Here is a 22,709-nt window from a genome sequence, read left to right as displayed (position 1 = left end):
TTGTCACATGCGGTTCACGGCACTCACGACGCCCTGCAGGGAGGCGGTCATGATGTCGGGGTCAATTCCGACGCCCCAGACGATGTGGGCGTCGTCCTCGGAACCCACCTCGCACTCGACGTAGGCGGCGGCCTGGGCGTCGCCACCCGCGGTCAGCGCGTGCTCGGTGTAGTCCAGCACCCGCAGGTCGATACCCAGGTTGCCCAGCGCGTCGACGAAGGCCGAGACCGGGCCATTGCCCTCACCGGTGATGGTCTGTTCCTTGCCCTGCCAGGTGACCTGCGCGGTGATGGTGTGCACCCCGGCCTGGCTGGCGGTGGAGGTCTCCCCCAGCTTCAGCGGCTGGTCACGCAGCAGGTACTCCGCGGAGAAGATCTCCCACAGCTGCGCCGAGTTCACCTCGCCACCTTCCGTGTCGGTGTGCTGCTGCACCACCCGGCTGAACTCCATCTGGAGCCGGCGCGGCAGGTCCAGCTTGTGGTCGGTCTTCATCAGGTAGGCCATGCCGCCCTTGCCGGACTGGCTGTTGACCCGGATCACGGCCTCGTAGCTGCGGCCGACGTCGTGCGGATCGATCGGCAGGTAGGGAGCCTCCCAGGCGATCTCGTGGATGTTCTTGCCCAGCTCCTGGGCGGCCTTCTCCAGGTACTCCAGCCCCTTCTTGATGGCGTCCTGGTGGCTGCCGGAGAAGGCGGTGTAGACCAGGTCACCGGCGTAGGGGTGGCGCGGGTGCACCGGCAGGCCGGTGCAGTACTCCACGGTGCGGCGGATCTCGTCGATGTTGCCGAAGTCGATCTGCGGGTCGATCCCCTGGCTGAACAGGTTCAGGCCCAGGGTGACCAGGTCAACATTGCCAGTGCGCTCGCCGTGGCCGAACAGGCAGCCCTCCACCCGGTCCGCGCCGGCCATCATGCCCAGCTCGGTGGCCGCGACGGCGGTGCCGCGGTCATTGTGCGGGTGCAGACTGATGGCGACGTGCTCCCGGTTGCGGATGTTGCGTCCGAAGTACTCGATCTGGTCGGCGTAGGTGTTGGGGGTGCTCATCTCCACCGTCGCGGGCAGGTTGAAGATGATCTCGCGGCCCTCGCTGGGCTGCCACACGTCGGCCACCGCATTGCAGACCTCCACGGCGAAGTCGGTGGGCGTCTGGGTGAAGATCTCCGGGCTGTACTGGTAGCCGAACTCCACGTCGCCCAGGTTGGCCTCTGCGTGCTTGAGCACCATCTCGGTGCCGCGGGTGGCCAGGGCGATGCACTCGGCCTCGCTCACCTTGAAGACCACCCGACGGAAGAGCTCCGCGGTGGCGTTGTACATGTGGATGTTGGCCCGCTTGGCGCCCACCAGGCTCTGCGCGGTCCGCTCGATCAGGTCCTCCCGGGCCTGGGTCAGCACGGAGATCTGCACGTCATCGGGGATGGCGTCGTCGGTGATCAGGCTACGGACGAAGTCGAAGTCCGTCTGGGAGGCCGACGGGAAGCCGACCTCGATCTCCTTGTAGCCCATCTTCACCAGCAGGTCGAACATCTTGCGCTTGCGGGCTGGGGTCATCGGGTCGATCAGGGCCTGGTTGCCGTCACGCAGGTCGGTGGACAGCCAGCGCGGGGCCTGCGTGATCTTCTGGGTGGGCCAGGTGCGGTCCGGCACGTCGACGGGCTCAAAGGCGGTGTAGCGGCCGAACGGCATCGGGCTGGGCTGCTGGACGGGGATGCCCTGCTGCGGGCGGGTTCCGAACTGGTTCTGGGTGGTCATGCGAATGCTCCTCTGGCTTTGGAGGGTGGGTGCCATGGCGTGACAGGGCTCCGCAGCGAGGATGCCGTGGCCGGTGTCCTACCGGGCCTCGCTGCGGCAGATCAGGAGCAGTCGCGCCCGCGGGGGCAGGCTGTGCTTCACCAACGCCATGGACGGCACTCTAGCCACAACCCCTGCCGACGCGTGGGATTTCTGTCCGGATTGCGGACTGGGGGTCACCCCTTGAGGAAGTTGCGCACCCGCACCGCCACCGGCTCGGGCAGCCCGTCGAAGAACTCGTCCAGGTCATGCACCAGGCGGGACCCGGCGCCGGACCAGTCGCTGGCAATCACCTCGTCGCCCACCACCCGGTGTCGATTGGTCAGCTGCTCGTCGACGTAGAGCCCCACCTCGTCGCCCTCGTGCACCAGCACGGCGGGGTGCAGGCTGCCGCCCTGCTCCTCCAGCAGGGTGAAGGGCAGCTCCGCGTCACCGGTCTGAAGCAGGTGGCGGACCAGCAGGTATTCCGCGAAGCTCGGCACCGCGTCGGCCGGGTCGCTGGGCTCGTGGTCCCGCTCCACGAAGTGCTGCTCGTCGTGCCAGACATAATGCCGCCAGTGACGGGGATTCTCGTCGTCCAGCTCAATCCGGCACTCGACGTGGTACAGCCCGTCGGATTGGGTGAAGCAGACCAGCGTGGACAGGCTGGTGGGCTGGATCCGGCGCACGATGGCGCCGGTCTTGATGCCGCCGGAATTGTGGAAGGTCTCGGTCACGACGTCGTGGCTCATGCCGCGATCCTGCCACAGCCACGCCCCCTGCGCGAGAGCTTGCGGAAGCCCAGTTCAGAAGCCCAGCCGGTTGAGGTACTTGGGGTCGCGCTGCCAGTCCTTGAGCACCTTGACCTTGAGGTCCAGGTGCACCGGGGTGCCCAGCAGCGCGCTGATCTGCTGGCGGGCGCGGGTGCCCACCTCCTTGAGGTGTTCCCCCTTGTGGCCGATCATGATGCCCTTCTGGGAGTCCCGCTCCACGATCATGGAGGCGAAGACGTCCAGCAGCGGCCGGTCCTCCGGGCGGCCCTCGCGCAGCCCCATCTCGTCGATCTCGACGGTGATGGAGTGCGGCAGCTCGTCGCGCACCCCCTCCAGCGCGGCTTCCCGGATCAGTTCCTTGACCAGGGTCTCGGTGGGCTCGTCGGTGACCTCGCCGTCGGGGTAGAAGGCCGGGCCGTAGGGCAGCAGCTTCACCAGCTCGTCGGCCACCACGTCGGTCTGCTCGCCGCTGACCGCCGAGCACGGGATGATCTGTTCCCAGCGGATGCCCAGCTTGTCCTCCAGCGCCTGGATGTCCAGCAGGTGCTGGCGCAGCCGGTCGCCGGAGACCAGGTCGGTCTTGGTGGCCAGGGCCACCAGCTGGGGCTTCTTGGGCAGCTTGGCAATCTCGGTCACCAGGAAGGTGTCGCCGGGGCCGATCGGCTGGTTCGACGGCAGGCAGACGCCGATCACGTCCACCTCCGTCCAGGTCTCCCGGACCAGGTCATTGAGCCGCTGGCCCAGCAGGGTGCGCGGCTTGTGCAGGCCGGGGGTGTCAATCAGCACCAGCTGCGCGTCGGGCCGGTCCACGATCCCGCGGATCGAGTGCCGGGTGGTCTGCGGCTTGGAGCTGGTGATGGCGATCTTGGAGCCCACCAGGGCATTGGTCAGGGTGGACTTGCCGGCATTGGGCCGGCCGACGAAGCAGGCGAAGCCGGACCGGAAGGTCTTGTCCCCGGTCCAGTCGATGTCGGTCTCCGGGTCGAAGTCGTCGCTCATCAGCTCGTCGAGGGTGGGCATCCGGCCGGAGGCGGCCTTGCCGGTGGTGGGGTCGATGGGCTCAGGCATGGTCGTCCTCGGTGTCCTCGTCGGTGCTGGTGTCGCTCGGTTCGATCCGGTGCACCAGGCAGGTGTCGATCTGGTGGCGTCGGCCGGACGCCTTCTCGGCCTCGATCCGCAGGCCCTCCCACTCCACGACGCTGCCGGGGATGGGCACCACGTTGAGCTGCTTGGCCATCATCCCACCGACGGTGCTGACGTCCTCGTCGTCCAGCTCCAGGCCGAACAGGTCACCCAGCTCGTCGATCGGCAGCCGGGCGGAGATCCGGAAGACGCCGGGCTCGATCTCTTCGGTGTGGGTGGGTTCCGCGTCGTACTCGTCGACGATCTCCCCGACGATCTCCTCCAGCACGTCCTCGATGGAGCACAGGCCGGCGGTGCCGCCGAACTCGTCGACCACGATCACGACGTGGTTGCGTTCCTTCTGCATCTCCCGCATCAGCTCATTGGCCGGCTTGGAGTCCGGGCAGAAGTGCGCGGGGCGCATCAGCTGGCCGACGGTCTCGTGCTTCTCCGCCTCCGGGTTGTCATAGCTGCGCTTGACCATGTCCTTCAGGTAGACCATGCCGAGGATGTCGTCCAGGCCCTCCCCCACGACGGGGATCCGGCTGAAGCCACTGCGCAGCGCCAGCGACAGGCCCTGCCGCAGCGTCTTGTCGGACTGGATGAAGACCATGTCCGGACGCGGCACCATCACCTCGCGGACGATGGTGTCGCCCAGCTCGAAGACGGAGTGGATCATCTTGCTCTCGCCCTGGTCGATCACGTCGGAGGCCTCGGCCTGGTCCACCAGGTCACGCAGCTCGGCCTCGGAGCTGAACGGCCCGTCGGCAAATCCGCGGCCGGGGGTCAGGGCATTGCCGATCAGGATCATCAGCTGCGGCAGGGGGCCCAGCAGCGTGGTCAGCAGGGAGACCGGACCGCCGGAACGCAGCGCGATGGTCTCGGAGCGCTGCCGGCCGATGGTCAGCGGCGCGACCCCCCACAGGATGTAGCTGACCAGGATCATCGGGCCGGCCGCGGCCAGCAGCCGCATCCCGGTGCCCCGGACGTGGGCGAAGGTGAGCTGGCAGACCAGCACCACCGCCACCAACTCCAGGATGGTGCGCACCAGCAGGGTGGAGTTCACATAGGGCGCCGGATCCTCCGCCATGGTCTGCAGCCGGGCGGCGCCGGGGCGCTCCTCCTCGACGAGCTTCTCGGCCCGGGCCCGGCTGATCTGGGTCAGCGCGGCCTCGGCCATCGCCAGCAGGAAGGCCAGCAGGGTGCAGGCCAGGGCAATACCAATTTCGATCCAGTTGTTCTGGGTCACAGGGGCGGATCACTCTCGTCTCTCACGGGGAATGCCCGCGATTCTACCGCGAGCCTGCCCGTGGTCACCTCTCAGGCGCCCTTGTGCGCCTGCCAGGCGGCGATGATCTTGTCGTTCAGGCCGAACATCACGGCCTTCTCCTCCGGCTCGGCATGGTCATGGCCCAGCAGGTGCAGCAGGCCGTGGATGAGCAGGTATTCGGCCTCCTCGTCGGGCCGACGGCCGTTCTCGGCGGCCTGCCGTTCGGTGACGGCGGGGCACAGCACGATGTCACCCAGCAGGCCCTGCGGCGCGTCCTCGTCGTCATCCTCGGGGGCGCGCAGCTCGTCCATCGGGAAGCTGAGCACGTCGGTGGGGCCGGGCAGGTCCATGAAGCGCAGGTGGTAGTTCTCCATGGTGGGCTCGTCCACCAGCAGGATCGACAGGTCGCTCTGCGGATGGATCCGCAGCTGCTCCAGCGCAAAACCGGCCAGCCGGATCAGGCCCTGCTCGTCGGCACTGTGCCCGGACTCGTTGTTCAGATCGATCATCGCTGGTGTCCTCCATGCTCCCGGGCCCGCCGCTCCGCCCGGTTGGGCTGGCGGTCAAAGGCCTGCTGCACCGCGTCGGTGCTCTCGTACTGGTCATAGGCAGCGACGATCCGCCCCACCAGCTTGTGCCGCACCACGTCGCGGCTGGTCAGATTGCAGAAGGCGATGTCCTTGACCCCGTCCAGGATCTGCTGCACCCCACGCAGGCCCGAAGGCTGGCCGTTGGGCAGGTCCACCTGGGTGATGTCACCGGTCACCACGATCTTGGAGTTGAAGCCCAGCCGGGTGAGGAACATCTTCATCTGTTCCATCGACGTGTTCTGCGCCTCGTCCAGGATGATGAAGGCGTCGTTCAGGGTGCGGCCGCGCATGTAGGCCAGCGGCGCCACCTCGATGGTGCCGGCGGTCAGCAGCTTCGGCACCGCGGCGGCGTCCATCATGTCGTGCAGCGCGTCGTAGAGCGGGCGCAGGTAGGGGTCGATCTTGTCGTTCAGGGTGCCGGGCAGGAAGCCGAGCCGCTCCCCCGCCTCGATCGCCGGGCGGGTGAGGATGATCCGGTTGATCTGCTGAGCGTTGAGCGCCTGCACGGCCTTGGCGACGGCCAGGTAGGTCTTGCCGGTGCCGGCCGGCCCGATCCCGAAGGTGATGGTGTTGGCGTCGATCGCATCCACATAGCGCTTCTGGTTGAGCGTCTTGGCGCGGATGGACTTGCCGCGGTTGGACAGGATGTTGTGGGTCAGCACCTCGGCCGGGCTGACGTCCTCGCTGGACAGTTCCATCCCGACGATCCGCTCGACGGTCTCCCTGGTCAGGCCCTGTCCGGTGCGCAGAATGGTGATCATCTCTGTGAACACATCGGCGGCCAGCTGGATGTCGGCGGCGGCGCCGGTCAGCATCACCTCGCTGCCCCGGACCAGGATGTCGGCGTCCAGCTCCTCCTCCAGCACGCGCAGGAACTCGTCGCGCGGGCCCAGCACGTTGATCATCGGGATGGACGCGGGCACGGTGAGCCGACGGGTGGCGCTCTGCCGGGAGATCTCGTGCGAGTCACGGGGGGCAAGGTTGGGGCTGGTCAGGATTCCTCCAAGGCTGGTGCCGCCGGGCGACGGCACCCAAAGTCTAGGCGAGGCCCCGTAGCGCCCGGCAACCAGATTCCCCGACCGTTCGCGCCCGTCGTGGGTGGTTGATCCGACGATCCCCAACTTCCCGAGCCAGCGTGCAACCCCGACCGACATGAATGACCCCATCCATGACACGACTCAACAGCTGAACTATGACAGCCGACCGACCCCGAGGACAGACCGACCGAGTATTTGTCTGCGAGAGCTTGCTCACAGTTGACATGCCGGCCGGCTCCGCCACCGGTCCCGCTCCCGCCCCCGGACACAGGTTCTTCGGCCCCAACCTCCTCCCGAGGTGAAAACTGTCGGTGCTGGCTCCTAGTCTGGGAACATTCCCGGACGACGACGTCCCGGGTCCGCCACACACCGCAGGAGTTGTCATGGCTGAACGTACCGAGCTGTCCGCCCTTGTTGATCCCGCCATCGCGCTGGCCGAGCGGTGGGCCCGCGCCACCGAGGAGGGCCAGACTGCCAGTGAGGCCGCCACCACCGGGCAGCTCGCCGCCCTGCTGCAGGACGCCGCGGGGCTGGACCTGGCGATGCGCTTCGTGGACCGGGTGGCCCGGCCCGAGGATGTCCGGGTGGCCGCCCGGGAGCTCAGCCGAATCTCCGCTGCCGACGCCGCGGGCTTCCTGGGCCGCACCGACCGCGGTCTGCTGGGCGCCGGCTCCCTGGCCGCCCGGGTCTCCCCGCAACTGGTGGTGCCGGTGGCCCGCAAGCGGCTGCGCCAGCTGGTCGGCCACCTGGTGGTGGACGCGCAGGACCCGGCGCTGGCCAAGCACCTGGCCGCCTCCCGCGCCGACGGCTTCCGGCTCAACATCAACCTGCTGGGCGAATTGGTGCTGGGTGAGGCCGAGGCCCAGTCCCGAGCCGACCGCACCCTGGCGCTGCTGCAGCGGCCCGACGTCGACTACGTCTCCATCAAGGTCAGCTCCCTGGTCAGCCAGATCAGCACCTGGGACCTGGAGGGCACCGTCGAACGTTGCCTGGAGAGGCTCCGCCCGCTCTACCGCGCCGCCCTGGCCAAGAGCCCGCACGCCTTCGTCAACCTGGACATGGAGGAATACCGGGACCTGGACCTCACCGTCGCCGTCTTCAAGCGGCTGCTCAGTGAGCCCGAGTTCGCGCCGCTGGAGGCCGGGATCGTGCTGCAGGCCTACCTGCCCGACACGCTGGCCGCGCTGGAAGACCTGATCGGCTTCGCCAAGCAGCGGGTCGCGGCCGGTGGGGCGCCGGTCAAGGTGCGGCTGGTCAAGGGCGCCAACCTGGCGATGGAGGCCGTCGAGGCCGAGCTGCACGGCTGGCAGCTGGCGCCCTACGGGGACAAGCCGCAGGTGGATGCCAACTACCTCACCCTGGTGGAGCGTGCCCTGCGCGACGACGCGGCGGGCGCCCTGCGGATCGGGGTGGCCAGCCACAACCTGTACGACGTGGCCTTCGCCCACCTGCTGGCCGAATCCCGCGGCGCCACCGAGCGCATGGACGTGGAGATGCTGCAGGGCATGAGCCCCTCCCAGGCCCGGGCGGTCCGCGACACCGTCGGCACCGTGATCCTGTACACCCCCGCGGTTGCCCCCAGGGACTTCGACGTCGCCGTCGGCTACCTGGTGCGACGCCTGGAGGAGAATGCCGCGCCGCAGAACTTCCTGCACGCCTTCTTTGCCAAGGATCCCGCCGCCATGCCCGATCAGGAGCAGCGCTTCCGGGACTCGGTGGCGGCCATGGACAGCAATCCGGTGGGGCCGCGCCGCAGCCCCGAGCCCGCGGCCATCCCCGACGAGTTCGGCAACACCCCGGACACCGATCCGGCGCTGGCGCCCAACCGGGACTGGGCCCGACAGGCCGTCGACTCCCCGCTGCCGGAACACAGCAGCCAGTGGTTGGACAGCACCGAGGCGGTGGACCGGGTGGTGGCCACGGCCCTCGCCGCCCAGCCCGCCTGGGCGGCCCGGCCGGTGGCCGAACGGGCCGCCGTGCTGCGCAACGCCGCCCGGGCACTGCAGGCCCGACGCGGGGAACTGTTGACGGTGATGACCCAGGAGGCGGGCAAGACCGTGGCCGAGGCTGATCCCGAGATCAGCGAGGCCGTCGACTTTGCCCGCTACTACGCCCGCTGCGCGGAGGAGTTGGAGACCGGGCTGATGGCCGACGGCGCCCGGTTCACCCCCGACCGGCTGGTGCTGGTCACTCCCCCCTGGAACTTCCCGGTGGCCATCCCGATCGGTGGGGTGCTGGCCGCCCTGGCCGCCGGCAGCGCCGTGGTGATCAAGCCCGCCCCGCAGACCCCGCTGTGCGTCCAGGTGGCCGCCGAGGCGCTGTGGGAGGCGGGCGTGCCGCGCGAACTCTTCCAGCTGGTCCGCACCGGGGAGGATGAGGTGGGCCAGGCCCTGATCAGCCATCCCGACGTGGACACCGTGCTGCTCACCGGGGCCACCGCCACCGCCGAGCTGTTCAGCGGCTGGCGCCAGACCCACCCGCGCGGGCCGCGGGTCTACGGCGAGACGTCGGGCAAGAACGCACTGGTGATCACGCCCAGCGCCGACTATGACCTGGCGGTCTCCGACCTGGTGAAGTCGGCCTTCGGGCATGCCGGGCAGAAGTGCTCCGCCGCGTCGCTGGGCATCCTGGTGGGGTCCGCGGGCGACTCGAAGCGGCTGCGCACCCAGCTGGTGGACGCCGTGAAGTCGCTGCGGGTGGGCTGGCCGCAGGACCTGGGCACCGGCATGGGGCCGCTGATCGAACCGCCGTCGGACAAGCTGCGACGAGCTCTGACCACGCTGGAACCCGGCGAGACCTGGCTGGTGGAGCCCCGCCAGCTGGACGACGAGGGCCGGCTGTGGAGCCCCGGGGTCAAGGACGGGGTGAAGCCGGGCAGCTTCTTCCACCTGACGGAGGTCTTCGGGCCGGTGCTGGGGCTGATGCACGCCAAGGACCTGGACCAGGCGCTCGACTGGCAGAACGGCACCGGCTTCGGACTGACCGGCGGCATCCACAGCCTGGACGAGGCCGAGGTGGCGCGCTGGCTGGAGCGGGTGGCGGTGGGCAATGCCTACGTCAACCGCCACATCACCGGCGCCATCGTGCAGCGGCAGAGCTTCGGCGGTTGGAAGGGCTCCGGGGTGGGCCCCGGCGCCAAGGCGGGTGGCCCCAACTACGTCGCGCAGCTGGGGTGTTGGCAGGAGGCTGGCCTCCCGCAGTTCCGCATCGCCCCTTCCCCGGAGGTCACCCGGGAGCTGGAGGCGCTGGTGGCCGCCCTGGGCCTGGCCGCCGACGAGCGGGCTTGGCTGCAGGTGGCCATCGGCAGCGACGCCGCCTGCTGGGCCGCGGAATTTGCCACCGGGCACGACGCCAGCGGCCTACTCAGCGAACGCAACGAGTTCCGCTACCGACCCCTCCCCCAGGTCTGGCTCCGGCTGCAGGCTGATGGCCGGCCGGCCGATCTGGCCCGGACGCTGCTGGCGGCGCGCCTGGTGGGGCTGCCGGTGCAGGTCAGCGTCGACGCCGGCTTCCCGTTGGCCGGTCGGCTGGCGGGGCACCCGGTGGTCCACGAGGATGCCGCCGCGTTCGGCGCCCGGATCCAGGCTCAGAGCGGGGATGCGGCTGAGGATGTCCGAGTGCGGGTGATTGGTCGGCCCGACGGTCTGCAGATCACCTCACCCGAGGTGGCGCTGCTCACCGGCCCGGTGCTGGCCAACGGCCGCCGGGAACTGCTCTGCCTGCTGCGCGAGCAGGCCATCAGCCACACCCTGCACCGCTTCGGTCACCTGCCCGGCACCACCAGCCGGTAGCCCATGCCCCGAACGGTCTCGATCCGGCTGGCGCCGATCTTGCCGCGCAGGGACCGCACCAGCACGTCGACCACATTGGAGCTGGGGTCGAAGTCCATTTCCCAGACCATCCCGAGCAGTTGCTCCCGGCTGAGCACCTGCCCGGGATGGTTCAGGAAGACTTCCAGCAACCGGTACTCCCGGGAGGTGAGGTCGCAGGGCTCCCCATCGTCCACCCGGGCGCGGCGGGTCAGCAGGTCCAACCGGATGCCGCCCGCGGCCAGCTCGGCGCTCGGGCCGGCCCGGTGGGCGGGTTCTGCCAGCCTCAGCCGCACCCGGGCCAGGAGTTCGGCAAACTGGAAGGGCTTGGTGACGTAGTCATTGGCGCCGCCCTCCAGGCCGTGCACCGTGTCGGTCACCGAGTCCCGCGCAGTGAGGATCACCACCGGGAGTGTGCTGCCCTTGGCCCGCAGCTGACGCAGCACCTCGAAGCCGTCCATCCCGGGCAACCCCAGGTCCAGAATCATCAGGTCGAATCCGCCACTGCTGGCCAGCACCAGCGCCGTCGGACCGTCGCCGGTGCTGGCGGTCTGGTAGCCCGCGGCCCGCAGCCCCTTCTCCACGAAGGCGGCGATGCTGGCGGTGTCCTCGGCAATCAGGATGGTGCTCATGCCTGCTCCGTTCGGTCGGGGTCGACGGGGATGACCAGGGTGAAGGTGGCGCCCTGGCCGGGTGGGCTGTCCACCTGCACCCGGCCGTGGTGCGCCTCGGCGATCGCCTTGACGATCGGCAGGCCCAGACCGGCGCCGGCGTGCCGGGATCCATCCGCCGGGGTGCCGTGGGCGAAGCGTTCGAAGATGCGTTCTCGGTCCGGCGGCGCGACCCCCGGGCCGCTGTCGGTGATCGCGATCTGCAGCAACCGGCCCTGCTCATCGTCGACGAAACGACTCATCAGGCTGATCACGTCCCCCTCCCGAGTGTGTTGGACCGCGTTGTGCGCCAGCTGCAGCACGGCCTGGGTGATCCGCTGGGCATCCAGCACGGCCTGGCCCTCCGCCACGTGGCGCAGCTGCCAGCGTCGGTTCGCCAGCGCCTGGACCTTGGCGTCCAGGTCCAGGGTGAGCTGGGCGATGTCCACCGGCTCGGTCAACTGCACGAAGTCCGGCCGGTCGGCCTTGGCCAGGGCCAGCAGGTCGGTGACTATCCGGGCCATCCGGTCCAGCTCCTGGGTGACCAGCGCGATGGTCTGCCGGCGCTCGGCCGGATCATCCCCCATCAACTCCAGGTGACCGCGAATCACCGTGATCGGCGTGCGCAGCTCATGCCCGGCATCATCCACGAAGCGCTGTTCGGCCTCGAAGGCGTCCTCCAGCCGGTCCAGCATCTGGTTGAAGGTGGCGGCCAGCCCGGAGATGTCGTCCCGGCCACCCACCGGGATCCGACGGGTGAGGTCCCGCTCCGTGATCTCGGCAGCGGCCTGACGCACCAGCCGCACTGGCCGCAGGATCTGGCCCGCCACCAGCCAGCTCACCAAGCCGGCCAAGGCCAACGACAGCAGCGAGACCAGGGCGAGGGTCCGGACCGCCTCATGCGCCCGCTGCTCCGGCACCCTGGTGAAGACGCCCACCACCAGGGCATCGGGGGAACCCTGGGCGGTGGACACCACCGAGCGACCCCATCTGAGCTCCCCGACGGGTGTCTGGTGCACCCCCGAACTGGCGCGGGACAGCTCGGCAATCAACTCCGGATCCTGGGCCAACTCGTACTCCCCCGGCGTGGGCGCCAGTGGCCCCCGCACCTCGAGGCTGGTGGCGTCGGCACCCAACCAGCCGACGATCAGCTCGTGGGAACCGGCCTGCTGCCGGCTGAGGTAGACCTCGAACAACCGCTTGGTGCTGGCAAAGGGCTTGCCCGTTTCCGGGTCCACCCCCTCCTCCACGAAGCTGGTGAACTCCTTCAACTCCTGGGAGACATCCCGGTTGGCCAGCTCGGCCACCTGGCCGATCAGCAGGCTGCGCACCACGATCACCACGATTGACAGCGCGAGGGCCAAGGTGGCCAGCATCCAACCGACGATCCGCCACCGGCCGGACCGGCCGGATCCCTCAATCGTCATCGTCGTCCTGGTCGTCGTCGGCTTCGTCGCGGTCATCATCTGCGCCACGGTCGTCATCGTCGTCCCCACCCTGCCAGACCGGCGGCGGCTGTGCCTGGGTTCTGGTGCGCACCGGAGCCGGAACCCGGGTGGTCTGGCGGGTGGTGGTCCGAGTGACGGGCTGGCCGGTGGATTGTGCCGTGGCGGCCGCCGTTGCCTTCGCCCGGGCCGCAGCCTCGGCCCTGGCCTTCGCGGCAGCCCTGGACTTGGCGGCGGCATCCGCCTTCGCCCTGGCCGCTGCAGAGGCCCTCGCCTGGGCCCTGACCCGCGCTTCCACGGAGCGGCTCGCGGCCGCGGAGGCGGCGGAGGCGGAGGCGGCACTGGCCGGGTCAGTCGACGTGCTGGCGGAGGCTCGGCCTGATGAGGACGACGGGGTGGGCAACTGCACCAGATCCTGTTCCACCTGGGGGCCACCCGGCCGTTGCACCAGGGCCTGGGCCAGCAGCACCAGCACCAGACCGACGCCGAGCACCCCCGCCAGGTAGCGCCATCTGTTGGTCATCACGCATGCACTCCTTCGGTACTGTCCCGGGCCGGAACCCGGTTGTGGTTCGCGGGCAGGCAGGGCTGAGCGGGGTCCGCATCCAGGTCCCACACCCGGTGGCCGGGGACCAGTTCCCCAGCCCGGTCGCTGATGAGCAGCGTCACGCCCCGACGGCGACGGATCCCGTCGGCCAACAGCTGCCGACCCTCGGGATCCAACGGCTGGTCAATCCCGTCCAGCACCATCAGCGCGGGTTCGGCATACCAGGCCCGCGCCAGCTGGAGCCGGGCGCGCTCTTCCAGGTTGAGCGGCTCGCCGCCTCGCCGCAGCGTGGTCCGCTCCCCCTTGTCCAGGCCGGCCACCAGATCTGCCAGGCCGACCTCACGCAACACCGGCTCCACCGGCTGGTCACTGTTCGGCGCGCGATAGCGCACCACTCGAGCCACGGTGCCGCGTTCCACCGGCAACCCGGGCGCGGCATAGGACACCAGCCCGCGACGCTCCACCGGGGTGAGCCGGGTGAGGTCGGCCCCGGCGACCTGGAGCCAGGCGGCGGGGGTCATCTCGGGATGGGTCAACGCGTCCACCAGCGCGCGCAGGCGAGCGGGATCGGCACTGCGGGGCACCACCACCTCGCCCGGCATCGCCACCAGTTCAGGCACCGTCCGTCCCGCCAACCACAGGTCGGCCAGATGGATGGTCCCGCCGTCCTCCCGCACGGTCCGGTTCCGGTTGCGCCGCTGGTGGCGTCGCTCCGCGGCGCGGTGATCGCGGGACCGCTGCACCTCTGGACCGAGAATCCCTCGTGCCACCAGGAAGGACTGTCGGTACTCGCTCACCCGGCCCAGGTCACTGACCGGCGTCGCCAACATTCCGACGATGATGAAGGCGGCGGCGATCGTGGCGGCATCCACCCCGGCGATCGCACCGGCGGCACCCACCACCACCATCGCGATGGTGGCGATGCTGGCGGCGGCCCCCCGCAGCCAGCCGGACAACACCGCCCGGGATACGGCTCGGTCCGCCACCTGGCGGCTGTCCTGGGCCAGCCTTCGCACCTCGCGCTCCACACCGCCGGCCAACCGGATGGAGGCACCCGCCTGCACGGTGTCGGCAATCACCCCGGCCAGCGTGCCCCGTTTGCGACGCAGGGCCGCGGCGCGTCGCCGCAGTGCCGGAGCGACGAGGGCGAGCATCGCCCCCAGCAGGCCCACCGGCACGGCCACCGCCACCGCCAACAGCGGCGAGAGCAGCGCCAGGGCCACCAGCGAGCCGAGCAACATCGGCACCCCCACCAGCAGCGGCACGATGCCCAGCACCACCCAGTTGCGCACCGAGGTGAGGTCATTGGTGGTCCGCGCGATGGTCACCCCCACCGATGGTCCGCGGCCGGTCAGGGCGGCCCGCACCAGGTGCATCCGGATCTCGTGCACATAGTCCTGGCCCAGCTGTTCCCCCAGGACGCGTTCCAGCACCCGCAGGCCGCCCAGGGCGCTGGCCACGCTCACCAGCAGCAGCGCGAGCCACAACTGGTGGGGACGGTGGGCCACGGTCAGCAGCCGCGGGGTGAAGAGCGCCGTGACGGTGGCGGCAGCGGCCTGGCCGAGGCCGGACAGGGTGAGCCCCACCAGCAGCAGCCGACGCCGGCCCCGCCACAACCGGGGAAGCATGGTCACGCCCGGGCGCGCGTGCCCAGCACCTCGCGCGCCGTCTCCGGGATGGTGAGGTCAAAGGTGGGCACCAGGCTGACCGGCAGAACGGCGTCGGCCTCCCGGGTGGCCAGCGGCGAGGCCGTGACCACGCCACTGACCGCAGCCACCCGCAGACCATGTTCCGCCAGCAGGTCGACGCCCTTCGTGGCACCCAGCGCGTCGCCGGCGGCGAAGACCAGGGTGTCGATCCAGGCCTGCACCTCGGGGTCGGCGATCAGCCGGGAGGTCTCGCCCTGGTAGATCCCGTCGGCAATCTCCAGCACCACCACGTCGGTGTCGGCGTGGGACAGCGCCGCCATCACCGAGAGCACCAGGGCCTTCAGCTCGTCGTAGCCCAGACGGTAGGTGGAGCCATGGCCGAAGTCGGTGAAGTCCAGCACGGTTGACGCCCCGGCATCGACGAACATCCGCGGATCACCGCCAGCACCGGTGCCGGTGGCCTTGCCGGCGGCGACGCTCAGCCCCGCGGCGGTCAGCCCGTTGATCAGGCAGGCCAGGGTGGTGGACTTGCCCGAGTTCATCGAGGTGCCGAGCACCGTCACCAGCCGTGGCCGCTCACCGGGGCGACGCTGGGGCGAGCTCTGCGCCCGGTGCGGCGCCAAACCGGTCAGGTTCAGCACCTCGCCGTCCCGGGCCACCAGCCCCAGCGGCTGGATCACCGTGGCGGCATCGATGCTGGCGTGCTGGGCGGTCACCCGGCCGGCCAGCCCCCCGGCGGCCACCAGGTTGGTCTGCTCGAGGCTGGTGGGCACCTCGGCCTCGAACTGGTCCGGGGCGTAGCGGTGCCCATAGGCCACCACGATCTCGTCGCCGGGGAAGAGCAGCTGACGCCGGCTCTGCGGGCTCTCCAGCCGGGTGTGCTTGCCGATCTCCACCACCCGCGCCAGCACCAGATCACCGGCGCGGGGCACCACATCGCTGCCGCTGACCAGCTCATGGCCGTCGGCATCATGCTGCACCTGCTCCGCGAAGAAGCGGGTGGTGTAGGCCATCTTGGCCCGCTGCAGCCGGGTCCGCGGCAGCGGGCTGGAGACCCTGGCCGCCGACGGCTGGGCCGGATTGAACGGCGTGAGCTCCGGCACCGTGGGGGTGGTCTCGGTGACCGGGAGCTTGCGGGAGTTGCTGGCGGCGATGAAGGTGGCGGTCATGCGGGGACTCCGTTTCGTGGACGCTGTCGTGCTGACGTCCCCGACGTTAGGCAGCCGGTGTGACCCGATCATGAGGCCAAGATGACAGCTTCCTCATCGTGGCCCGCGGCCCCTTTCCCCATCTGGCCGGCTATCCCGCGGCGAACCGGTCGGTGGCCTTGACCAGCTCCGAGGTGATGTTGGGTTCGAAGGCCGAATGCCCGGCCAGCACCATGTGCAGGTCCGCCTCCGGCCAGGCCGTCGCCAGGTCATGCGCGGTCCGGGCCGGGCAGCACATGTCATAGCGACCCTGCACGATCACGCAGGGGATGTGCCGGATCCGGTCCACCTCCTCGATCAGCTGGCCGTCGCGCATGAAACCGCCGTTGACGAAGTAGTGGTTCTCGATCCGGGCGAACGTGAGCTGCTCCCGGTGGTAGGCCGCCATGTTGTCCTGGCTGAAGTCGTGCCCCGCCTCGGCCAGCGGCGCGCAGAAGCCCTCCCAGTGGTGGGGGAAGACGTGGCTGGCGCCGTCGTTGTAGTACCAGTCCAGCTCGCTGCGACGCAGGGTGAAGATGCCGCGCAGCACCAGCTCGGTCACCCGGCCGGGATGGGTCTCGGCATAGGCCAGCGCCAGGGTGCTGCCCCAGGAGCCACCGAAGACCAGCCACCGCTCGATCCCCAGGTGCTCGCGCAACCGCTCCAGGTCGGCCACCAGGTGCCAGGTGGTGTTGCAGGTCAGGTCAGCGCCGTCGGCGGCATTGGGCTCCGACTGGCCGCAATTGCGCTGGTCCAGACAGATGATCCGGTAGCGCTCCGGGTTGAAGAAGCGCCGCCGGTTGGTGCCGCCACCGCCCCCGGGTCCGCCGTGCAGGAAGACCGCGGGCTTGCCGTCGGGTTTGCCGGACTGCTCGTAGTAGATCCGGTTGCCGTCCCCGACGTCGAGCATGCCCGCGTCATAGGCTTCGATCTCCGGGTAGAGCTCGCGTTCGGGGCTGATCTGGGCGCCGGTGACGACGTCGATGCTGGGCTGCACGGTCACTCGTCCTCGTCGTCGACGTCCTCGGTGGGATCGATCACGTGCACCGCGGCCTCCTCGGCGGGGGCGGCACCGCCGTCGATCCCGACCTCCTGCGCGACGGCCTCGCTCTCATGGTCGGAGTAGACGCCGCCGTTGCCGACGTCGACCAGCCGGCCGGCCCGCTTGGAACCCACCTCGCGCTTCTCGCCGTCGGGATTCCACTTCTCCACCGGCTTGTCGGGGTCCGGGTCCGGAACCTCCTGCTTCATCCGCTGCTCGATGGTCTCGCCCTCGCGCATCTCGGTCACCGTGTTGCCGTAGCCCTGCGCGGGAGACCAGTTCTCGGGCGTGGTGTAGCCCTCGTCGAGCACATCGTCGACACCGCGGTCGACGAGCGTGTCGTCGGCCTGCAACTGGTCCAGTTGCTCCGACTCGTCCGGGATCTCAACATCGTCTGCCATGGCTCGATCATGGCACTGATTCGATCTCCTGTCAGGCAGTCACACCCCTAGTAGGAGTGCATTTCGCGACTCTTTTCAGGGCTTGCCCCAGCGGGTAGGATGACGCCACGGCGGTTGTGGGCGCAGTCACTCCGGCCGCCCTGTGGGCGTAATTTCCTGCCCTCGCCCATGCCCGATGCTCACCGGCCGTAGCTGGGCTCCACCCGCTTCAGGTACTTGATGATCTGCAGGGTGATCGGCACCACGCAGACCTCCACCAGGCACTTGTAGACGTAGCCGGTGACCGTGTAGTTGCCCAGCTCGGCCAGGCTGATGGTGCCGGCGAAGGCGATGGTGCAGAAGATCAGGGTGTCAACCAGCTCACCAACCAGGGTGGACCCGATCAGGCGGGCCGCCACATTGCTCTCCCCGGCGCGGGCCTTCAGCCGCACCACCACCAGGGAGTTCAGCAGGTTTCCGGCAAGGTAGCCGGCCAGCCCCGCAACGGTGATCCGGGTGACCGGCGACAGCACCCCGTCCCAGGCCTCGAAACCGGGCACCGGGTGGGTGAGGGAGACGATCCGGTAGGTGACCGCGGCCAGGAAGGTGAGCGCGAACCCGGTCCAGATGGCCCGCTTCGCGCGTCGCCAGCCGTAGACCTCGGTCATGATGTCGCCCACCACATAGCTGAGCGGGAACAGGAAGGCGCCACCGTCGAAGATCAGCGGCCCACCGCCGTAGAACCAGTCACTGAAGAACGGGATCCGGGGCCCCTCGAACAGCTTGGTGGCCGTCACCCCGGAGATCAGCAACAGGCCGACGAAGACGGCCATCACGATGTCGTAGTAGCTGCGCGGCACCTCAGCATAGGAAGCCGCGCCGCGAGGCTCCGGGGTTTCGGGAGCCTGGGTCTCAGGACGCTGGGTCTCGGGGGTGCTGGTCACGGCGCACCATCCAACCACGCCGATCCCTCACTGGGTGAATCTGCCGGCACCTCTGGCTGGGTCGGTCAGCCGCTGCAGGCTGCGGGCAAACTCGGCGAAGACCGCGTCGGGATCGTTGTCCACCACCACCCGGGCGGTCGGCTGTCTCCCCCAGATCCCCCGGTCGTCGCGCACCGTGGTGCCGCGCAACAGCTCGGAGTCCGCCTCGACGTCCACCACGCTGGGCAGCAGCCGGGCCTCCGCGTGCCCCGCCGCCACCTGCGCGGCGAACAGGTCGTGCAGGTGCGCCACATAGCCCTGCTCGTAGTCGTGGTGGAACTCGAAGTAGAAGCGCAGCGCGTCGGCCAGCAGGTCCAGCGCCGGGTGGCCGGTCTTCGCCTCCGGCTCGCTGACCCGCAGCCGGTCCAGGTCATAGTGCACGGGGCGCGCGCCACAGCGCGCCAACAAGGCGTCCAGCAGGCCCGGGGTGTATTCCACCCGCTCGGTCATCTCCGTCGCGCACAGAATGGGCAGCTGCTCGTCGGGTCGGCCCTCGAAGGCGGCCAGCACCCGCTTGGCGGCGTCCGGGTCACACCAGGTGTTCCACTCCGCCGTCGGGGTGGTGTTTCCCAGGTGCCAGAAGCAGCCGCCCATGATCACGATCCGGCGGGCCAGCTCCGGCAGCTCCGGGAATGCCGCCAGGGCTATCGCCAGATTGGTCATGGGACCGGTGACCAGCAACGTGACCTCACCGGGATGGGCCAGCAGATGGTCCCGCCACAGCGTCAACCAGGGTCGGTGGGAGAGCCGGTCCGAATGATCGGTGAGGTGCGCGTAGCCAATCCCGCCCGGGCCGTGGGTCTCCGGGGTGGTGACCAGCGGGCGCACCAACGGCGACGGGCTGCCGACGGCCACCTCCACCTCGGGCAGGCCCGCCACGTCCAGCACCGCCAGTGAGTTCAGCGCCGACTGCTGGGCGGTGGTGTTCCCACTGCTGGTGGTGACGGCCAGCAGCTCCACATCCTCACACCCGGCCAGGTAGAGCAGGGCGCAGGCGTCGTCGATCCCGGTGTCCACATCCGCGATGATCTTCACCCCGCCAGTCTTGCAGCACGCCGCGCCCCTCAACACAATGGCGGGATGAAACTGCGCACCCCACGGCTGTCGCTGGAGCCGGTCACCCTGGACGACGTCGACGACTGGCATGACCTGGACCAGCAGCCCGGGGTGCTGGACTTCCTCCCCGGCGATCCGCGCAGCCGGGACCAGGTGGCGGACTCCATCCGCCGGGCGACGGTGATCAGTCAACTGCACCATGACTACGGCTTCTTCACCGCCCGGTTGGTTGACGACGGGTGCTTCGTCGGCTGGTTCCACCTGCGTCCCGGACCCGACGGGGACATCTTCAATCCGGAGCTGGGCTACCGGCTGCGGCCGGAGCGCTGGGGCCAGGGCCTGGCGACCGAGGGCTCCCGAGCCCTGGTCGATGCGGCCTTCAACGGCCTGGGCGCCGCCAGCGTCGTTGCCGAGACCCTGCGGGAAAACCTGTCTTCCCGACGGGTGATGATCAAGCTGGGCATGACCCTGACCGGCGACGGCGCGGACGAGGTGGTGCGCTACCGGATCAGGATGACCGACTGGCTGGACGCCCACATCGATGTCCGCACCCTGTTGCACGGCCTGCAGGCCACCGCGGTGAAGCAGGCGGACCGGGACCAACTGGACCGGCTGCGATCCGTCGGGATGGCGATGGCCCGGGCCGAACGCGACGGCCACCGGGCGTCGGACGACTTCCTGGCCGCCCTGGCCGGGCAATTTGGTGTGGAGTTTCCGGGTCAATAGGCCACCCCACCGGTTCGTCGGCGCGGCCTCCTCGCTAGCCTGTGGTCACAGCAGCCGTGAACGGCGCCACCGACCCCGGGAGAACATGATGATGGCCACCACCTCCACCAGTCAGGACACTGCCGTCAAGCACCCCAAGCGGGTCCTGCCCTGGCTACCGATCTGTCTGATGCTAGCCGGCATCGTGGTGATGGCCATCACCAGCTTCCTGCACCTGATCAAGCACGAGCCGCCGATCTGGCTGATGGCGATGCCCCCGCTGGCTGGCTTCGTCGGCGCCGCGATGATGCTCAATGACCGGCGCTTCGCGTGGGAGAACCGGCTGGTCTGGGCCGCGGGCCTCGTCTTCGCCGGGCTGGCCGCCGTCGCGCTGGCCGGCGTGCTGATCCTGCACGTCCTGCCGCTGCACTGAGCCGCGGGTCACTCCCCCAGTCCGAAGCCGCCCTCCTTGCCCTTGCCATTGCCCTTGTCCGAGTCCTTGAGGAATTGCTCGAACTCGGCGGCCAGGTCATCGCCGGTGGGCAGCTCGGACTCGTCCACCTCCGGCCGCGGCTGAGGGCCGTTCAGCTCGCGGCCAGCAGTGGCCTGGTCATAGGCAGCCTCCATCTGGCCGATCGCCTCGGCATTCTCCGGGTTCTGCGCCACCAGGGCGTCGATCTCCCGCAGGTACTCGTCGGCGGCGCTGCGCAGGTCCGGTACGGCCAATGCCAGCTCCGCCGCCTCGGCCGCGGAATCCAGCAGGCGCACCGAACCGGCCGGGAACTCGGCGCCGGCCAGGTAGTGCGGCACGTGCACGGAGAAGCCGACGGTGCGGATATGGGTCTCGGGCAGCCGCACCTCCAGCAGTGCCTCCACCGAGCTGGGCAGCTGGATCTTGTCGTGCATCGACGCATAACCGGCAATCAACGACTGATCCACCGAGTGCGCCGTCAGACCCACCGGCCGGGTGTGCGGGGCCCCCCACGGAATCCCGTGCAGGCCCACGGCCAGCGTCGATCCCAGCTCCCCCAGCAGGATGGCGACGGCGGCGCAGAAGCGCTCCCACTGGTAGTCCGGTTCGGGTCCGGTGAACAGCAGGAAGTCCTTGCCGGCGTCATCGGTGACCACCCGCACCACCAGCTCCATCGGCTGGTAGTCGGTGTAGTGGTCCTTGTCGAAGGTGATCACGGGGCGACGCGAGCGATGGTCCACCAGCTGGTCCACGTCGAAACGCGCGATGATCCGGCTGGGGCGGTTGTCCACCAGGTGCTGGGCGGCCAACTGGGCCGCCTGCCCGGCGTCCATGAAACCGGAGAGCGCGATCAGCGCCGGGGCGCCATAGCTGGGCGCCCCGGACAGTTCGTAGAGCTCCCGCGGGTCCTTCATCACACCATCTCCATTGCAAACGTGGGTCTTGCAGCCATCAATGTTGCAGCTGGTCAGTTGCCCTCTCAACGCCGGAGGCGGCGTTGACATTCCCGTAGAAACGGCCCAGGAAGTCCTCCCGGTGGGCCGCGAAGTCCCCGTCGTCCATGGACCGACGGATGCTGTCCACCAGCCGCACCGTGAAGCGCTCATTGTGGATGGTGGCCAGGGTCGAGGCCAGCATCTCCTTGGCCTTGAACAGGTGGTGCAGGTAGGCCCGGGTGTAGTGCTGGCAGGTGTAGCAGTCACAGCCATCCTCCAGCGGCTCGAGGGAGCGCCGGTTGCGGGCGGTGGTCAGGTTGTAGCGGCCGTCGGCGGTGTAGATGGCCGCATTGCGGGCCACCCGCGACGGGTTGACGCAGTCGAAGGTGTCCGCCCCGGCGGCCACGGCGGCGAAGAAGTCATCCGGCTCACTGATCCCCAGCAGGTGTCGCGGCTTGTCGAAGGGGAGTTCCTCGCTCATCCAGCGGCAGATGGCGCCCAGATTCTCCTTCTCCAGCGCCCCGCCGTAGCCAAAGCCGTCGAAGCGCTGCCCGTCGACCTCCATCCCACCCAGGTCCCGGCAGGCCTTGCGCCGCAGGTCCTCGTACTGGGCGCCCTGGATCACCCCGAACAGTGCCTGGTAGGGCTTGTCCGCACGCTCATCGGTCAGCCGCTTGTGCTCGGCCAGGCAGCGTTCCGCCCAGCGACGGGTGCGCTCCAGCGCCTCCTCCTGGTAGCCGCGGGAATTGTGCAGGTGGGTCAGCTCGTCGAAGGCGAACATGATGTCGGCGCCCAGCTGGTGCTGCACCCGCATGCTCACCTCGGGGGTGAACCGGTGCTTCGTGCCATCCAGATGGCTCTTGAAGGTCACCCCGTCGTCGTCGACGTGCGCCAACCGCTCCTTGCCGGCGGCCACCGCGTGATCTGCTTCGGCGCGCTTGGCGTCCATCTCGATCACCTTCTTGAAGCCGGCGCCCAGGCTCATCACCTGGAAACCGCCCGAGTCGGTCACGGTGGGCCCGGGCCAGTTCATGAAACGGCCCAGACCGCCCGCCTCGTCGACGAGGTCGCTGCCCGGCTGCAGGTAGAGGTGGTAGGCATTGGCCAGCACCGCCTGGGCGCCCAGCTCCTTGATGGCCTCCGGTAGGACGGCCTTGACGGTGGCCTTGGTGCCGACGGCGATGAAGGCCGGTGTCTGGATGTCGCCGTGCGGGGTGTGGATGGTGCCGGTGCGGCCGATCCCGTTGTCCAGCACGGTGCGCGGGGTGAAGGAGAAGTCAGTCACGGAAC

Annotated in this window: 20 protein-coding genes; 3 read left to right on the top strand and 17 right to left on the bottom strand. The window is 69.5% G+C overall.

Going from position 1 to position 22,709, the window contains the following annotated elements:
* Positions 1-3: 3 nt before the first annotated feature.
* The 6 genes from leuA to AAEX60_RS09020 all read right to left on the bottom strand — a co-directional run bounded on the left by leuA (position 4) and on the right by AAEX60_RS09020 (position 6,427).
* Positions 4-1,749: a 2-isopropylmalate synthase gene (gene leuA / locus AAEX60_RS09045; RefSeq protein WP_342102816.1), complete on the bottom strand. Its 1,746-nt coding sequence runs from the start codon at positions 1,747-1,749 to the stop codon at positions 4-6.
* A 215-nt stretch (positions 1,750-1,964) separates the two neighbouring features.
* Positions 1,965-2,519, bottom strand: coding sequence for a hypothetical protein (locus AAEX60_RS09040; RefSeq protein WP_342102815.1), 555 nt, complete (start codon positions 2,517-2,519; stop codon positions 1,965-1,967).
* A 54-nt stretch (positions 2,520-2,573) separates the two neighbouring features.
* Positions 2,574-3,560, bottom strand: coding sequence for a GTPase Era (gene era, locus AAEX60_RS09035; protein ID WP_342102838.1), 987 nt, complete (start codon positions 3,558-3,560; stop codon positions 2,574-2,576).
* A 40-nt stretch (positions 3,561-3,600) separates the two neighbouring features.
* Positions 3,601-4,911 (bottom strand): hemolysin family protein, encoded by a 1,311-nt coding sequence (locus tag AAEX60_RS09030; RefSeq protein WP_342102814.1) that lies wholly within the window; start codon positions 4,909-4,911, stop codon positions 3,601-3,603.
* A 71-nt stretch (positions 4,912-4,982) separates the two neighbouring features.
* Entirely contained in the window at positions 4,983-5,441 is a 459-nt protein-coding gene (gene ybeY, locus AAEX60_RS09025; RefSeq protein WP_342102811.1) for an rRNA maturation RNase YbeY, read from the bottom strand.
* Positions 5,438-6,427: a PhoH family protein gene (locus AAEX60_RS09020; RefSeq protein WP_342102837.1), complete on the bottom strand. Its 990-nt coding sequence runs from the start codon at positions 6,425-6,427 to the stop codon at positions 5,438-5,440. The genes ybeY and AAEX60_RS09020 overlap by 4 nt, the downstream gene beginning before the upstream one ends.
* A gap of 515 nt (positions 6,428-6,942) precedes the next feature.
* On the opposite strand from AAEX60_RS09020, the gene AAEX60_RS09015 reads away from it, so the two are divergent.
* Entirely contained in the window at positions 6,943-10,350 is a 3,408-nt protein-coding gene (locus AAEX60_RS09015) for a bifunctional proline dehydrogenase/L-glutamate gamma-semialdehyde dehydrogenase (protein ID WP_342102810.1), read from the top strand.
* Here the strand turns inward: AAEX60_RS09015 and AAEX60_RS09010 are convergent.
* From AAEX60_RS09010 to AAEX60_RS08970, 9 genes are all read right to left on the bottom strand, one after another.
* Entirely contained in the window at positions 10,323-11,000 is a 678-nt protein-coding gene (locus tag AAEX60_RS09010) for a response regulator transcription factor (RefSeq protein WP_342102808.1), read from the bottom strand. The genes AAEX60_RS09015 and AAEX60_RS09010 overlap by 28 nt on opposite strands.
* Positions 10,997-12,445 carry a sensor histidine kinase gene (locus tag AAEX60_RS09005; RefSeq protein ID WP_342102807.1) on the bottom strand — a complete coding sequence of 483 codons (1,449 nt, stop codon included), beginning with the start codon at positions 12,443-12,445 and terminating at the stop codon, positions 10,997-10,999. Before AAEX60_RS09005 ends, AAEX60_RS09010 begins: the two co-directional genes overlap by 4 nt.
* The gene (locus AAEX60_RS09000; protein ID WP_342102806.1) at positions 12,435-12,989 is read right to left on the bottom strand and encodes a hypothetical protein; all 555 of its coding nucleotides are present in this window, start codon (positions 12,987-12,989) and stop codon (positions 12,435-12,437) included. The genes AAEX60_RS09005 and AAEX60_RS09000 overlap by 11 nt, the downstream gene beginning before the upstream one ends.
* Positions 12,986-14,638, bottom strand: coding sequence for an ABC transporter ATP-binding protein (locus tag AAEX60_RS08995; RefSeq protein ID WP_342102836.1), 1,653 nt, complete (start codon positions 14,636-14,638; stop codon positions 12,986-12,988). The genes AAEX60_RS09000 and AAEX60_RS08995 overlap by 4 nt, the downstream gene beginning before the upstream one ends.
* 2 nt (positions 14,639-14,640) lie before the next feature.
* The gene (locus AAEX60_RS08990) at positions 14,641-15,828 is read right to left on the bottom strand and encodes a hypothetical protein (protein WP_342102804.1); all 1,188 of its coding nucleotides are present in this window, start codon (positions 15,826-15,828) and stop codon (positions 14,641-14,643) included.
* 130 nt (positions 15,829-15,958) lie between these two features.
* Positions 15,959-16,756 carry an alpha/beta fold hydrolase gene (locus AAEX60_RS08985; RefSeq protein WP_342102835.1) on the bottom strand — a complete coding sequence of 266 codons (798 nt, stop codon included), beginning with the start codon at positions 16,754-16,756 and terminating at the stop codon, positions 15,959-15,961.
* Between the two features lie 89 nt (positions 16,757-16,845).
* Positions 16,846-17,289, bottom strand: coding sequence for a DUF5709 domain-containing protein (locus AAEX60_RS08980; RefSeq protein WP_342102802.1), 444 nt, complete (start codon positions 17,287-17,289; stop codon positions 16,846-16,848).
* A 179-nt stretch (positions 17,290-17,468) separates the two neighbouring features.
* Entirely contained in the window at positions 17,469-18,212 is a 744-nt protein-coding gene (locus AAEX60_RS08975; protein WP_342102800.1) for a queuosine precursor transporter, read from the bottom strand.
* Between the two features lie 27 nt (positions 18,213-18,239).
* Positions 18,240-19,286 (bottom strand): nucleoside hydrolase, encoded by a 1,047-nt coding sequence (locus AAEX60_RS08970; protein ID WP_342102799.1) that lies wholly within the window; start codon positions 19,284-19,286, stop codon positions 18,240-18,242.
* Positions 19,287-19,331: 45 nt separating this feature from the next.
* Between AAEX60_RS08970 and AAEX60_RS08965 the strand changes: the two genes are divergently transcribed.
* Together AAEX60_RS08965 and AAEX60_RS08960 are read left to right on the top strand one after the other, a co-directional pair.
* On the top strand, positions 19,332-20,033 hold the full coding sequence (locus tag AAEX60_RS08965; RefSeq protein ID WP_342102798.1) for a GNAT family N-acetyltransferase: 702 nt from the start codon (positions 19,332-19,334) through the stop codon (positions 20,031-20,033).
* Positions 20,034-20,124: 91 nt separating this feature from the next.
* A complete protein-coding gene (locus tag AAEX60_RS08960; RefSeq protein ID WP_342102797.1) occupies positions 20,125-20,445 on the top strand; it encodes a hypothetical protein in 321 nt (106 codons plus the stop codon).
* 8 nt (positions 20,446-20,453) lie between these two features.
* Here AAEX60_RS08960 and AAEX60_RS08955 read toward each other — a convergent pair whose 3' ends face one another.
* Both AAEX60_RS08955 and tgt read right to left on the bottom strand, forming a co-directional pair.
* Positions 20,454-21,398, bottom strand: a complete 945-nt coding sequence (locus AAEX60_RS08955; RefSeq protein ID WP_342102794.1) for a PAC2 family protein — start codon at positions 21,396-21,398, stop codon at positions 20,454-20,456.
* A gap of 37 nt (positions 21,399-21,435) precedes the next feature.
* Positions 21,436-22,704, bottom strand: coding sequence for a tRNA guanosine(34) transglycosylase Tgt (tgt, locus tag AAEX60_RS08950; protein WP_342102792.1), 1,269 nt, complete (start codon positions 22,702-22,704; stop codon positions 21,436-21,438).
* Positions 22,705-22,709 lie beyond the last annotated feature (5 nt).

It is taken from the genome of Luteococcus sp. H101 (assembly GCF_038433155.1).
Lineage (GTDB): Bacteria > Actinomycetota > Actinomycetes > Propionibacteriales > Propionibacteriaceae > Luteococcus.
This window is presented reverse-complemented; position numbering and strand designations above follow the sequence as displayed.

Excerpts from the sequence above, each read along its gene's own strand:
- AAEX60_RS09040 (WP_342102815.1), bottom strand. The coding sequence starts at position 2,519 with ATGAGCCACGACGTCGTGACCGAGACCTTCCACAATTCCGGCGGCATC.
- AAEX60_RS08955 (WP_342102794.1), bottom strand. The coding sequence starts at position 21,398 with ATGAAGGACCCGCGGGAGCTCTACGAACTGTCCGGGGCGCCCAGCTAT.
- AAEX60_RS09005 (WP_342102807.1), bottom strand. The coding sequence starts at position 12,445 with ATGACGATTGAGGGATCCGGCCGGTCCGGCCGGTGGCGGATCGTCGGT.
- AAEX60_RS09015 (WP_342102810.1), top strand. The coding sequence starts at position 6,943 with ATGGCTGAACGTACCGAGCTGTCCGCCCTTGTTGATCCCGCCATCGCG.
- AAEX60_RS08980 (WP_342102802.1), bottom strand. The coding sequence starts at position 17,289 with ATGGCAGACGATGTTGAGATCCCGGACGAGTCGGAGCAACTGGACCAG.
- AAEX60_RS08965 (WP_342102798.1), top strand. The coding sequence starts at position 19,332 with ATGAAACTGCGCACCCCACGGCTGTCGCTGGAGCCGGTCACCCTGGAC.
- AAEX60_RS09020 (WP_342102837.1), bottom strand. The coding sequence starts at position 6,427 with ATGATCAACGTGCTGGGCCCGCGCGACGAGTTCCTGCGCGTGCTGGAG.
- AAEX60_RS08990 (WP_342102804.1), bottom strand. The coding sequence starts at position 15,828 with ATGACCGCCACCTTCATCGCCGCCAGCAACTCCCGCAAGCTCCCGGTC.
- leuA (WP_342102816.1), bottom strand. The coding sequence starts at position 1,749 with ATGACCACCCAGAACCAGTTCGGAACCCGCCCGCAGCAGGGCATCCCC.
- AAEX60_RS08985 (WP_342102835.1), bottom strand. The coding sequence starts at position 16,756 with ATGCTCGACGTCGGGGACGGCAACCGGATCTACTACGAGCAGTCCGGC.
- era (WP_342102838.1), bottom strand. The coding sequence starts at position 3,560 with ATGCCCACCCTCGACGAGCTGATGAGCGACGACTTCGACCCGGAGACC.
- AAEX60_RS09010 (WP_342102808.1), bottom strand. The coding sequence starts at position 11,000 with ATGAGCACCATCCTGATTGCCGAGGACACCGCCAGCATCGCCGCCTTC.
- AAEX60_RS08995 (WP_342102836.1), bottom strand. The coding sequence starts at position 14,638 with ATGCTTCCCCGGTTGTGGCGGGGCCGGCGTCGGCTGCTGCTGGTGGGG.
- AAEX60_RS08960 (WP_342102797.1), top strand. The coding sequence starts at position 20,125 with ATGGCCACCACCTCCACCAGTCAGGACACTGCCGTCAAGCACCCCAAG.
- ybeY (WP_342102811.1), bottom strand. The coding sequence starts at position 5,441 with ATGATCGATCTGAACAACGAGTCCGGGCACAGTGCCGACGAGCAGGGC.